Source organism: Aquimarina sp. MMG016, assembly GCF_018100805.1.
In the GTDB taxonomy this organism is placed as follows: domain Bacteria; phylum Bacteroidota; class Bacteroidia; order Flavobacteriales; family Flavobacteriaceae; genus Aquimarina.
In genome coordinates, this window is record NZ_JAGJEA010000004.1 from 156203 (window position 1) to 168699 (window position 12497).

General features: G+C 34.3%; 13 protein-coding genes. 1 reads left to right on the forward strand and 12 read right to left on the reverse strand.

The genetic code is table 11. The features are described from left to right. Positions 1 to 6: 6 nt before the first annotated feature. From J8M14_RS09780 to J8M14_RS09830, 11 genes are all read right to left on the reverse strand, one after another. Positions 7 to 1395, reverse strand: coding sequence for a M20/M25/M40 family metallo-hydrolase (locus tag J8M14_RS09780; protein WP_247672610.1), 1389 nt, complete (start codon positions 1393 to 1395; stop codon positions 7 to 9). Positions 1396 to 1487: 92 nt separating this feature from the next. After that, on the reverse strand, positions 1488 to 2366 hold the full coding sequence (locus tag J8M14_RS09785) for a PPK2 family polyphosphate kinase (protein WP_211074431.1): 879 nt from the start codon (positions 2364 to 2366) through the stop codon (positions 1488 to 1490). A 59-nt stretch (positions 2367 to 2425) separates the two neighbouring features. Beyond that, a complete protein-coding gene (locus J8M14_RS09790) occupies positions 2426 to 2941 on the reverse strand; it encodes a hypothetical protein (RefSeq protein WP_211074432.1) in 516 nt (171 codons plus the stop codon). A 9-nt stretch (positions 2942 to 2950) separates the two neighbouring features. Further along, entirely contained in the window at positions 2951 to 3472 is a 522-nt protein-coding gene (locus J8M14_RS09795) for a hypothetical protein (RefSeq protein ID WP_211074433.1), read from the reverse strand. 44 nt (positions 3473 to 3516) lie between these two features. Then, a complete protein-coding gene (locus J8M14_RS09800) occupies positions 3517 to 4680 on the reverse strand; it encodes a sigma-54 dependent transcriptional regulator (protein WP_211074434.1) in 1164 nt (387 codons plus the stop codon). Beyond that, a complete protein-coding gene (locus J8M14_RS09805) occupies positions 4680 to 5579 on the reverse strand; it encodes a hypothetical protein (protein WP_211074435.1) in 900 nt (299 codons plus the stop codon). Before J8M14_RS09805 ends, J8M14_RS09800 begins: the two co-directional genes overlap by 1 nt. 25 nt (positions 5580 to 5604) lie before the next feature. After that, entirely contained in the window at positions 5605 to 6498 is an 894-nt protein-coding gene (locus J8M14_RS09810) for a mechanosensitive ion channel domain-containing protein (protein WP_247672611.1), read from the reverse strand. A 4-nt stretch (positions 6499 to 6502) separates the two neighbouring features. Beyond that, positions 6503 to 7801, reverse strand: a complete 1299-nt coding sequence (locus tag J8M14_RS09815) for an ABC transporter permease (protein WP_211074436.1) — start codon at positions 7799 to 7801, stop codon at positions 6503 to 6505. Continuing rightward, positions 7794 to 8720 carry an ABC transporter ATP-binding protein gene (locus J8M14_RS09820; protein ID WP_211074437.1) on the reverse strand — a complete coding sequence of 309 codons (927 nt, stop codon included), beginning with the start codon at positions 8718 to 8720 and terminating at the stop codon, positions 7794 to 7796. The genes J8M14_RS09815 and J8M14_RS09820 overlap by 8 nt, the downstream gene beginning before the upstream one ends. Positions 8721 to 8960: 240 nt before the next feature. After that, on the reverse strand, positions 8961 to 10076 hold the full coding sequence (gene dnaJ, locus J8M14_RS09825) for a molecular chaperone DnaJ (RefSeq protein WP_211074438.1): 1116 nt from the start codon (positions 10074 to 10076) through the stop codon (positions 8961 to 8963). Positions 10077 to 10080: 4 nt separating this feature from the next. Next, positions 10081 to 10629 carry a nucleotide exchange factor GrpE gene (locus tag J8M14_RS09830; protein ID WP_211074439.1) on the reverse strand — a complete coding sequence of 183 codons (549 nt, stop codon included), beginning with the start codon at positions 10627 to 10629 and terminating at the stop codon, positions 10081 to 10083. Between the two features lie 161 nt (positions 10630 to 10790). Between J8M14_RS09830 and J8M14_RS09835 the strand changes: the two genes are divergently transcribed. Beyond that, on the forward strand, positions 10791 to 11462 hold the full coding sequence (locus tag J8M14_RS09835; RefSeq protein WP_211074440.1) for a YceI family protein: 672 nt from the start codon (positions 10791 to 10793) through the stop codon (positions 11460 to 11462). Positions 11463 to 11531: 69 nt separating this feature from the next. Here J8M14_RS09835 and J8M14_RS09840 read toward each other — a convergent pair whose 3' ends face one another. Next, positions 11532 to 12434, reverse strand: coding sequence for a TIGR01777 family oxidoreductase (locus J8M14_RS09840; RefSeq protein WP_211074441.1), 903 nt, complete (start codon positions 12432 to 12434; stop codon positions 11532 to 11534). Positions 12435 to 12497: the final 63 nt, after the last annotated feature.

The window sequence follows — 12497 nt, forward strand, 5'->3', positions numbered from 1 at the left end:
AATAAATTATTTCACCCCATATGTATCAAAAAGATACACCAGACTGGTCATTGTAGCTGCTCCTAATTCTAGTTCCCTTTTATTTATAGCGTCAAAAGTATCATTCTTAGCGTGGTGATAATCAAAATAACGCTGAGAGTCAGGTCGTAAGCCTGCTAATACAATTTTTTCATTTTTAAGTGGCCCAATATCTGCTCCACTACCACCTTTCACGAAGTAATGAATCAGATAAGGTTCGAAAAGCGATTTCCAACTTAGTACCTGCTTGAAATTAGTATCATTACAATCAAAAGAAAATCCTCTTGGAGTAAATCCACCGGCATCACTCTCTAAGGCAAACACATGATTTTCCTTCTTACTCTTAGCAACTTTTGCATATTTCTTGCCACCACGAAGTCCATTTTCTTCGTTCATAAAAAGTACAACTCGAATAGAACGTTTTGGTTTATATCCTACTTCTTTGAATAATCGCAAAACTTCCATAGATTGTACAACTCCTGCCCCATCATCATGAGAACCATCTCCTAAATCCCAGGAATCCAAATGCCCCCCAACAATCATATATTCATTAGGGAATTCGCTACCAGTGATTTCACCAATTACATTAAATGATTCTACATCTTTCCAGGTACGGCAATTCATATTCATATGAAACTTGATCTTTGGGTTCAGTTTTAACATAGAACTTAATAAATCAGCACCATTAGTACTAATAGCAGCAGCAGGTATTTTTTCAAGATCTGTTAAATCACCATAACTCATTGTTCCTGTATGCGGAAAATCATCTAGTCTAAGATTCATAGAACGTACAATTACCCCAACAGCTCCAAATTTAGCCGCTTCTGCGGCTCCAGAGTATCGCTGATCCACACACCCACCGTATGCTTCAAATGTATTTATCAAATCTGCTTGCATTGGCCTGTTAAAAAATACTATTTTCCCTTCTATTTCTGAAGTCCCTAATTTTCTTAGATCTTCTATTCCTTGAACTTCTACGATTGGGTTTTTAATCCCTCCTATAGGTGTAGGAACAGAACCCCCCAAAGCACAAATGGGTACATTAGTTGTTGTACCGGGAGAAGTTTCGATATAGGCAAATTCAGTTACCCCACGAGTCCATTTAGGAACCATTACAGATTGCAACCAAACTTTATCGAGGCCTAACTCCTTAAGTTCTGTTTCACCCCATTCGACCGCTTTTTGGGCATTAATAGATCCTGAAAGACGTGCTCCTATTTGATTTGATAAATAGTCTAACCATTGATAGCTTTTACCATTTAGCAAAGCTGTATTGTATATTTTCTTTAGCATAATAGAATCTTCCTTTGCTGTAGAGTTCTGTGAAAAGCTTTGCCATGAAAAGATTACAAAAATGATGACAGTGATATTCTTCAACATATTATTATTTAATAATTAAGCTTAAAACTAGCTATTCTAGTATTAGAGTTACTTTGTTATAACTTAGTTTTAACTTTATTAGGAACGATTTATTCTTTTTCTAACTGCTCTTTGTATAAATCCAGATTAGCTTTGGTTTCTTCATCCAATTCAGGTTCTCTGATATCATCAAACTTTTTTAAGGTATTGTACAATGTTCTAGCCACAATATATCTAGCCGTAGGCTTATCATCAGCTGGAATCACATACCAAGGTGCGTGTGGCAATGATGTTTTATTGATTGCATCTTGATAACAGTATTGATATTCATTCCAAAGTTTTCTTTCTTTGAGATCTGCTTTAGAGAATTTCCAGTTCTTTTCTCTCCTTTCTAACCTTCTAAGCAATCTGTTTTTTTGTTCTTCTTTAGAAAGGTGTAAATAAAATTTATAAATAAGAGTACCGTTTTCGGCAATGTGTTTTTCAAAATTTCGGATTTGCTCAAAACGCTTATCCCAGAATTTATCATTAATATCTTCTATAGCATTCACATCCGGAAGGTTTTCACCTAAAATATATTCAGGATGTACTCTGGTTACCAAAACATTTTCATAATGTGTCCTATTAAAAACCGAAAATCTACCTCGTTGTGGTAAAGCAATATAATGCCTCCATAAATAATCATGTCCAAGTTCTAGTTCTGTAGGCACTTTAAAACTATGGACTACAATTCCTCTAGTATTAAAATCTTTAAACACCTCACGAATTAGACTATCCTTCCCGGCAGTATCCATCCCCTGTAAACAAATCAGTACAGCATATTTATCGTGTGCGTATATGGTATCCTGAAATTTACCTAGCTTTTCTCGAACTTTTTCCAGTTCTTTTTCGATTTTCTTTTCGTCTGCTTCCAGATTATAGGTAGTAGGGATTTTGGATAATTCAATGGTGTTCGAGACTCTAAAGTCTTCATGATTGATCTTTTTCATCTATACATATGTGTTGAGTTTGTTAAGATACTAAAGTTTTCAATTCGTAGAAAGAAAACTTATATTCCTAAGGAATAGGTTAACCCAAAAGCGAAAGTATCATATCTTCTCCCAAAGCTTTTTAAATTTAATTCAGCAAAAATATCGATTGGAGTAGTAATATTATATAATCCTCTTAGTTTTAATACTGCTCCGTGATTAAATGTTCCTGTGGTAAAAAAGAGATTAGAAGTGTCCTCTGCTCTACTCAATACCATATAATCATTACCTACATACCCAATACCCGCGGTAATACTTATCGGATTATAGTGTATGAAGCGTAAATTATACACTACTGCAAACTCGTTGTATACTTCTGTATTTTCGAATTCCTTTATGAAATAACGATTATATTCTGCAATATAACTTGTAATCCTATCTGAAGATGTATACTGAAACCTTACATCAAACCCCACTTCTTCCTGAAGACCAACACTAATTACTGCACCAACACCAAAATCAACACTTCCTCTTTCGTACTGAGAAAATACATTTGATGATGATATAAAAATAAGTAGCAATAGAATTTTCTTCATGTAACCAAATTATCTCGCTTCAAAATCATAACTAAACCCTATTAAAAAAGTATCATAACGTCTTCCCAAACTTTTAATATTTAACTCTGCAAAGATATGAACTGGTATAGATATCTGATGTAATGCTCTTAGTTTGATCTGAGCTCCGTGATTAAAATTTCCGGTTCTAAATGCTATAAAAGCATCATCTTCTATATCTTCAAAAACACTAGAATCATTACCTACATACCCCATACCAGCAGTTATTGTAGTAGGATACCAGTTAAATAGAATTAGGTTCACCCCAAGAGCAAGTTCATTATACCCTTCAACTTCTTCATCGGCTCCAATAGAAAACAAACGATTATATTCCCCCATATAGGTGGTATAACAATTAGGAGCGTATTCCATCCTGGCACCTAGTCCAACTTCATTAGTAAAACCAAAGCTTTTAATCGCTACCAAACCATAATTGATAGCACTGGGATCATATTGCGCAGAAATATGCATAGCAAAAAACATTGCTATAATCGGAAACAAAAGTTTTTTCATATTTGGGGCTTGTCTTACTTTTGGCCGCAATATAAGGATTCTAATTACTTAGCTGCAAATAGTTTAACATCCTCCTCACTCACTTCATTGCCTCCAAGAATAATCAATCGTTCCACTACATTACGTAATTCTCGGATATTTCCTGTCCAGTCATATTGCTGTAGTTGTTTGACGGCTTTATCCGAAAATGTCTTAGGAGTAGATCCTTGCTCAGTTGATATTTTTTTTGCAAAATAATCTATCAATAACGGAATATCTTCTCTACGATCATTTAAAGGCGGAACTTTTACTAAAATCACCGCCAATCTGTGGTACAGATCCTCTCTAAATTTATTATCTGCAATTTCTTTTTTTAAATCCTTATTCGTCGCAGCAACTACCCGGACATTTACTTTGATATCTTTATCGCTACCTACACGTTGTATTTTATTTTCTTGTAGAGCTCTAAGTACTTTTGCCTGCGCCGAAAGACTCATATCTCCAATCTCATCCAAAAATATAGTACCAGTATTCGCAGCTTCAAACTTTCCCGCTCGATCTTTATTGGCAGATGTAAAAGCACCTTTTACGTGTCCAAAAAGTTCACTTTCTATTAATTCTCCAGGAATTGCAGCACAATTGACTTCGATCATCGGTCCTTTAGATCGCTCACTCTTTTGATGGATCCAATGAGCTACCAATTCTTTTCCTGTTCCATTAGGACCAGTGATAAGCACTCTGGCATCAGTAGCCGCTACTTTTTCGATAATATCTTTGATATCAGAAATAGCTTTAGACTCACCTATCATCTCATAGTTCTTAGAAACTTTTTTCTTTAGCATTTTATTCTCCACCACAAGTTCCTTTCTATCCAAAGCATTACGAACTGTATTCAATAATCTGTTTAAATCTGGCGGTTTAGAAATGTAATCAAAAGCACCTAACCTCATAGTATTAACAGCAGTATCTAAATCTCCGTGACCCGAGATCATCACAATAGGAATTTCTGGTTTTATCTTTTTTACTGCTTCTAATACCTCAACCCCATCCATCTTAGGCATTTTGATATCACAAAGAATAAGATCATAATCTTCTCCTTTTATTTTTTCGATACCGGATAATCCATCTTCTGCTTCAAAAACTTCGTATTTATCGCTTTCTTCCGATAGAATTTTCACTAATACCCTTCGAATAGCTGCTTCGTCTTCAATTACTAATATTTTTGCCATTATATTTTTAGTTTAATTCCGCTTCGTAAATAAAATGTGTTTTCATCATTTATGATCAAAACATTTTCCTGATCATTATTTCGCAAACGAATTTCATTATTAATTGTATATCCTCCGTATACGAAGAACAAAATGTGTTCCGTAAAATAATATTCATACCCCATAGCACCAATAATATTTAACATAGATACATTTTCTGCGACTTGCACGTTCCCATTCTCATCCTCAAAAACTCTGTCGTTCTGCAAATTAGCATAAAATCGATCTAAGCCAACAAAAGCCTGAAGGGTATTTTTTTTATTTAAAAAATATTTAATACTTGTTTTAGGAGTTCCAATAGAATAAGACCAATCAGGGTGAAATCTATTAAAATAATTAATGATGGGAAGGGGAAAATTAATACTCGCCGGAGTAGAATAGCGTACTCCTAGTACTAATCTAGTTTTTAAAGGGACTTGAGTTCTTTCTTTACTTCTTATAAAATATACCGCTCCTGTATATCTAAAATCTTCTCCTAAAAGTCCGGATCCTTCAAAATTAGAAGAAATTCTGGCTCCAAACCTAGCCCCAAAGCGCCAGTAATCTCCCATTTTAAAGGTATAACCTATATCCAAACCAGCGGTATGAAAATCATCTATCTTATCCTGATTATCTACCAAAAGATTATCATTGATATTTAAATTATGAAACCGATACTGAGCGCCTATAACAAAATAGGTGCCGCTTTGGTCCATTTCGATAGGGTAAGTGGCAGATACTCTGAATCTGTTGTAGTCGTTATTACTTTTTTCTTGAGGAATATATGCATATTCAATCCTGGCTAGATCTGTACCTTGTGAATATATTACACTAAAAGCACACAAGAAAAGGTATACTATAATCAGATGGTATTTATTCATATTTGGGGCTTATGCATTCATCTTCTTATTCTGGTTTAAGAATCGTTACTTCTCGTTGTGGGAATGGAATGCTAATATTATGTTCTCTAAACAAACGATCAATCTCAAACCTTATTTCACTTTTTGGAACGGAAGCTTGAAAACTATCATTTATTGTAAAAACTAATTTAAAATTTAAGGAACTATCTGCAAAATCAGTAAATAAAACCAATGGAGGTGGATTTTTTAATACATTTTCATTAGACATTGCAGCCTTGATTAAGAGCTCTTTTACCAATTGCGTATCACTACCATAAGCTACACCTACCGCAACTGATTCTCTTGTCAAGGTACCATTTTGAGTCCAATTATACAAAGAAGAGGACATATACTTGTGGTTTGGTATAATTAATACCTTATTATCGATAGTTACCGCCCTAGTAGTTCTCAATTTAATTTCTTCAACTCTACCTACCTTACCATCAATTTCTATAATATCCCCGGCATGAACTGTTTGATCAACAAAAATAAAAATTCCAGAAAGGATGTCCTGCACGAAAGTCTGAAGTGCCAATCCAACACCAACCAACAATGCTGCTGAAGCAGCAAACACAGCGGTAATATTAAAGCCTATACCATCTAATGCCCCAAAAATAACAATGATATAAACAAAATATTTTGCGAATGAGAATACGGACTCAAACTTAAGCTTATCTTCACTTTTTAGTTTCTTGGTGACTACTCTTTTAGTAAGTTTAAGAATCGTAGAGGTCGCAATAAAAACTATTATTACAAATATCAAAAGACCAACAGTAAGCACAATAGGGTGTTCAGTACCAAAATGAAATATTTCATATTCTAGAAAATCCTGAATCGACCCCCAAACATCTTTTTGAATAAAGTCTTTTGCCTGATCTGTAAATTGTTCTTCCTGCATCATTACTTTAGTATTTTAACCACTTAAATAATTCTTTATAGGTAGGTTTTTTGCCATACATGAGAATACCTATTCTATAAATTTTAGCAGCAAACCATATGATAAAAATAATACTTCCAAACAATAATAACATAGAAATTGCTACTTCCCACCATGGCACCCCGAATGGTATACGCATTAACATCACAATTGGCGATGTTAATGGTATCATGGAGAATACAGTCGAAACTGTACCATGAGGATTTTCGATTACTGCAAAAAAGCCAACATAAATACCTAACATTAAAGGTAATATAATTGGTAACATAAATTGCTGAGAATCTGTTTCACTATCTACTGCTGCTCCGATTGCTGCATAAATAGCACTGTATAAGAAATAGCCTCCAATAAAGTACACTAAAAAAGATAATACTAATGTTAACAATGGAAGTTTTAATATATCTTGAAGAATTAATTGAATTTCTTCTTGACTAGTTTTTTGTAGCGCTATAGATTGATCCAAACCGACAGGTTGTGGCTCCACTCCAAAGAAAGATGTCGCAACTGTCAACAAAACTCCCCCCAGAATAACCCATATAAAAAACTGGGATATTCCTGCTAAAGATGTTCCCAAAATCTTACCCATCATCAATTGGATAGGTTTTACAGAAGAAATAATGATTTCGATTATACGATTGGCTTTTTCCTCTATTACCGATCTCATCACCATATTACCATAAATGATAATAAACATCATTAAAAAATATCCTGCAGCTCCACCAAAAGCCATCTTGACATAATTAGACATTTTTGATGTCTTCTCTCCTGAGAAATTTTCTATACGGATATTTACTCTAGCTTTGGCATCCTCAATCATACCAAGATCAAGGCCTTTATTTTTATAATTACTGTTAGTTAGCTTATCTGCTATTATTTTTTCAACTTTATTAATTATGGACAGATTTGGAGACTCATCTGCATAAAACTGTATGGACGATGCTAATTCTGCATTAGATTCTTTTTTAGGGATATACAGTAGCCCATCAAGTTTTTTGAGCACTACAGAATCCTTAGCATCATTTAGATCTAAATCGCTATAATCAAGATACTTGGTATTGTCAGAATCTTTAAGATCCGATGCAAAAAAACCTGTTTCATCAACAAAAGCCACTTTACGAACCTCATCATTGTTAAGCGTTGTTAGCCAAGCAATCAACGAAATCATCCCGACAAAAATCAATGGACTTAAAAAAGTCATCACTATAAATGTTCTATTACGAACACGAGCAATAAATTCTCTTTTTATAATCAATTTTAGGTTACTCATTTTCTGTAATAGTTTTAATGAATATTTCGTTAACACTAGGAATCACTTCATTAAATCGAAGCACTTGTGCTTTATCAGATAAATAGGATAGTAAATCATTTGATGAAGCCTCTTTATCCAAAGTAATCTTAAGTTTTAACTGATCATCTATAGTTTTAAAATCAGCAGAACTTACTTGGAACTTATCTTTTAGTGTATCTAACAATCCATTATTAGCTTCCAACAGCCCTACTTCAAAAGTATTAGACTTATATTGTCTTTTTATTTCTGAAACCTTGCCTTCTAATATTTTTTGAGATTTATTAATCAAAGCTATGTGATCACAGAGTTCTTCTACACTTTCCATACGATGAGTAGAAAAAATTACTGTCGCCCCCTCATCTCTAAGCTGAAGGATTTCATCTTTAATAACATTAGCATTGATAGGGTCAAAACCACTAAATGGCTCATCAAATATCAAAAGCTTGGGTCTATGAAGTACAGTTACAATAAACTGTACTTTCTGAGCCATTCCTTTAGAAAGCTCCTGGATCTTTTTATCCCACCAATGAGTAATATCAAATTTATCAAACCAATACCTGAGACGTTCTTTGGCTTCTTTTTTACTAAGACCTTTGAGTTGAGCCAAGTACAGTGCTTGCTCACCAACCTTCATAGATTTATACAATCCTCTTTCTTCTGGCAGATACCCAATATCTTTAATATGATGTGCTTGTAAAGCATGACCATCAAGAGATACACTTCCTTCATCCGGAAGTGTGATCTGATTTACAATTCTGATTAATGTGGTTTTACCAGCTCCATTTGGACCTAGTAGTCCAAAAATACTTCCTTTAGGCACTTGGATAGACACATCTTGTAACGCTGTAAATGTCCCAAAGCGCTTGCTTACGTGTTGTACCTCTAAAAGATTGGCCATAAATATAGTCGTAGTTTTATTAAACCTGAATGATACGAAAAGTTAAAAACTTATACTAATAATGTTACAAAAAACAAAACCCACCCTTAATACGAATATAAAGGATGGGAAAAAAATTGCTATGAAAAAGAAAAATTATCACTAAATGCGCTAGTGATGTTTCAAATATACAAATTTTTCCTAATCAATAGTTAATAAAGACAAATGATTACACTATAAGTAAAATCAATTAAGTTTTTATTAAGAAAACATGTCTTTCACTTTTTCGAAAAATGATTTGTCACCACTATCTGGTTTTGGTGCAAAATGGTCATCTTGAGCCATTTTCTCGAAAAACTCGCGCTGTTCTTTATTAAGTGTCTTAGGAGTCCATACATTTACATGTACTAATAAGTCTCCTTTTCCGTAGCCATTAAGACTTGGTATACCTTTACCTCTTAAACGGAGAATTTTTCCACTTTGTACTCCTTCTTCAATTTTGATACGGACTTTTCCGGAAACCGTATCAATCTCTCTGGAAGCGCCTAGAGCAGCTTCAGAAAAACTGACATATAAGTCATAATGCAGATTATCGCCTTCTCGCTGTAAATCTGGATGATCCAATTCTTCAATAGCTACTAAAAGATCTCCCGAAATGCCATTTCCAGGAGCTTCGTTACCTTTTCCTGAAACCTTAAGCTGCATTCCATCTTCTACTCCAGCAGGAATCTTGATACTTACGGTTTCTTCTGAAACCTTTAATCCCTGAGCATCAGCATCAGAAGGTCTGTAATCAATACTTTGACCAGCACCTCCACAAGTAGAACAAGGAGAAGAAGTTTGCATTCTACCAAGAATTGTATTGGTAATTCTGGTTACTTGCCCGGTTCCATTACAGGTTCCACAACTTTTATAAGTTGTTCCAGGAGCTTGTATCTTACGCTTTACTTTAATCTTCTTCTCTACTCCGTTTGCAATTTCTTCTAAAGTAAGTTTAACACGGATACGAAGATTACTTCCCTTTACGCGACGTTGTCCTCGGCCTCCACCGCCAAAACCTCCGAAACCACCAAAACCTCCGCCACCGAAGATATCTCCAAACTGACTGAATATGTCATCCATATTCATTCCTCCGCCACCGAAGCCGCCACCTCCTTCAAATGCCTGATGACCAAATTGATCATAACGTGCTTTTTTATCGGGGTCACTTAAAACCTCATAAGCTTCTGCAGCTTTCTTAAACTTTTCTTCAGCAGTCTTATCTCCCGGGTTTTTATCAGGGTGATATTCGATAGCCTTCTTTCGATAAGCTTTTTTAATTTCTGCCTCTGTAGCATTTTTACTTATGCCCAGTATATCGTAAAAATCTTCCTTCATAATATTATTGTCCGGTTACAACCTTTGGGAAACGAATTACTTTATCTCCTAGTTTATAACCTTTTTCTATAACGTCTACAATTTTTCCTTTTAAATCCTCACTTGGAGCAGGAATCTGAGTAATTGCTTCGTGATCATCCGCATTAAAAGCATCTCCGGCAGCAACTTCAACTTCTGACAAACCTTTACTCTTTAAAGTTTCTTTCAATTTATTATGGATTAACTCCACACCTTTAATCAAATCTTTATCTTCAGATTTTTCGATTTCCTTCATACCACGATCAAAATCATCCAATACCGGCAACATAGACTGTATCACATCCTGACTTGCTGTCTTGAATAATTCTATACGCTCTTTGGAAGTTCGTTTTTTATAGTTTTCGAATTCGGCAAAAAGTCTTAAAAATTTATCCTTTTCTTTTTCTAATTCTTCCTTAAGCTGTGTTTCTGCATCAACCTCTTCTGTTTTAGACTCTGCTTCTTCTACAGGTGTATCAAGTACTTCTTCAACTTGATCCTTTACATCTTCAGTATTTTTGTTTTTCTTACTCATGTAACTAGTACCTTTTAATAAGTTTTCTTTTTGGAACAGCAAAAGTACTGCCATTTTTGAATTAATGTCATAATGTCACGAGAATATTTTAGTATATATTTAAGAGTGTTTATTTCATAAAAAAATAATTTTGAAACTTATTTTAACCAAAACTATTTCGTATGAAAATCAAATTAGTAAGCACATTGGCAATCACGGCACTTGTCATCACAGCCTTTTCTTGTAAAGGAGAAAAAAAGAATGAAACAGAAGCTAGTGCTGCCGAGGAAGTAAAAGAAGCTCCAGCTGCAGCAATTACTTATACTATTGACCCTGCTTCTAGTATTATCGAATGGATAGGTTCTAAACCTACCGAAAAACATACTGGAACTATTAAAGTTTCTGGTGGATCAGTAGAGGTTAAAGAAGATAAGATTGAGAGTGGATCCTTTACTGTCGATATGACTTCAATCACTGTAACTGATCTCGAGGGTGATGAGAAAACTAGCCTTGAAGGGCATCTTAAAGGGGAAGGAGAAGGAAAAGAAGATCATTTTTTTAATGTAGCTAAATTTCCGAATGCCACTTTTGAACTAACAGGAGTTACTGAAAAAGATGGGAAAATATATTTAGAAGGTAATCTTACTATAAAAGGAATCAAAAAGAATATTTCTTTTCCTGCTACCACAACTATCGAAGGTGACGCGATGACTTTAAATACAGAAGTTTTCACAATCAATCGTACGGATTGGAAAGTAAATTATGCTTCAAAATCTATCTTTACCGATATTGGTGATAAGTTCATCAATGATGACATAGAGCTAAAAATTACTGTAAAAGCTAATAAGGCTTAACAACTTTGAATTAATTCAGAAAGAGTAAAGAACCGATACATTATTAGTATCGGTTTTTTTTTATAAATTTTAGATCAAGTCTTCCATTGCAGACTCTATATTGTCATATTTAAAAGTAAAACCCAACTCACCTACTCTTTTGCTACATACTCGCTGGCTAGAAAACAACAATGAGTGCATCTCCCCTAAGATCAATCTCATCATAAATTTTGGTATTCCGGGAAGAATAATCCTTTTATTAAGTGTTTCAGCTATTATATTCGTCATTTTTTTATTAGAAACAGGATTTGGCGCAACTGCATTAAAAACCCCTGTTAATTCTTCCTGAATTGCAAAAAGAAACATTTTTGCCAGATCTTCCACATGAATCCAACTTTGCCATTGTTTACCATTACCAAAGAAAGCTCCAGCACCTATTTGGATAGGTTTTACGATTTTTGGGAACGCCCCTCCCTTCTCAGACAATACCAATCCAATTCGAAGTATCCCAACCTCAATATCTATAGTCTTAAACTGATTAACTGCTTCTTCCCATTGAGTAACTACTTGTCCTAAAAAACTAGTATCACGTTCTGGAGAATCTTCCATATAGTATTTCTGAAAAGAATCAGGATAAATCCCTATAGCACTTGCGGACACAATATGCCGAATATTATGTTTTCTTGACTTAAGCGAAGCAAATAGTAAATTAGCACTTACTGTTCTACTTTCTAAAATTTCTTTTTTGTAGGATGATGTCCAACGTTTAGCAACAGTGGCGCCAACCAGATTAATAATAACCTCAACATCATTAAAACACTTGGTATCGATCTCTCCTCTTTGAGGGCTCCACAAAAAGCCTTTATAATTAGTATCTTTATTGAGTTTTTTTTTATTGGTAGTAAGATAATTCACATCAATATTAGATTGATGACATAACTTTACTATTTCCTGACCAATAAGGCCTGTAGCGCCTGTAATTAAAACTCGCATTACTTAAAGTTTAGTGCAAAATACCATCACATTAGAACAAAACCTATTGCTTTATTATAGGTT

Coding starts and splice junctions, on each gene's coding strand:
- J8M14_RS09830 (WP_211074439.1), bottom strand. CDS start 10,629: ATGAGTAAGAAAAACAAAAATACTGAAGATGTAAAGGATCAAGTTGAA.
- J8M14_RS09805 (WP_211074435.1), bottom strand. CDS start 5,579: ATGAATAAATACCATCTGATTATAGTATACCTTTTCTTGTGTGCTTTT.
- J8M14_RS09800 (WP_211074434.1), bottom strand. CDS start 4,680: ATGGCAAAAATATTAGTAATTGAAGACGAAGCAGCTATTCGAAGGGTA.
- J8M14_RS09820 (WP_211074437.1), bottom strand. CDS start 8,720: ATGGCCAATCTTTTAGAGGTACAACACGTAAGCAAGCGCTTTGGGACA.
- J8M14_RS09840 (WP_211074441.1), bottom strand. CDS start 12,434: ATGCGAGTTTTAATTACAGGCGCTACAGGCCTTATTGGTCAGGAAATA.
- J8M14_RS09815 (WP_211074436.1), bottom strand. CDS start 7,801: ATGAGTAACCTAAAATTGATTATAAAAAGAGAATTTATTGCTCGTGTT.
- J8M14_RS09810 (WP_247672611.1), bottom strand. CDS start 6,498: ATGATGCAGGAAGAACAATTTACAGATCAGGCAAAAGACTTTATTCAA.
- J8M14_RS09835 (WP_211074440.1), top strand. CDS start 10,791: ATGAAAATCAAATTAGTAAGCACATTGGCAATCACGGCACTTGTCATC.
- J8M14_RS09785 (WP_211074431.1), bottom strand. CDS start 2,366: ATGAAAAAGATCAATCATGAAGACTTTAGAGTCTCGAACACCATTGAA.
- J8M14_RS09790 (WP_211074432.1), bottom strand. CDS start 2,941: ATGAAGAAAATTCTATTGCTACTTATTTTTATATCATCATCAAATGTA.
- J8M14_RS09795 (WP_211074433.1), bottom strand. CDS start 3,472: ATGAAAAAACTTTTGTTTCCGATTATAGCAATGTTTTTTGCTATGCAT.
- dnaJ (WP_211074438.1), bottom strand. CDS start 10,076: ATGAAGGAAGATTTTTACGATATACTGGGCATAAGTAAAAATGCTACA.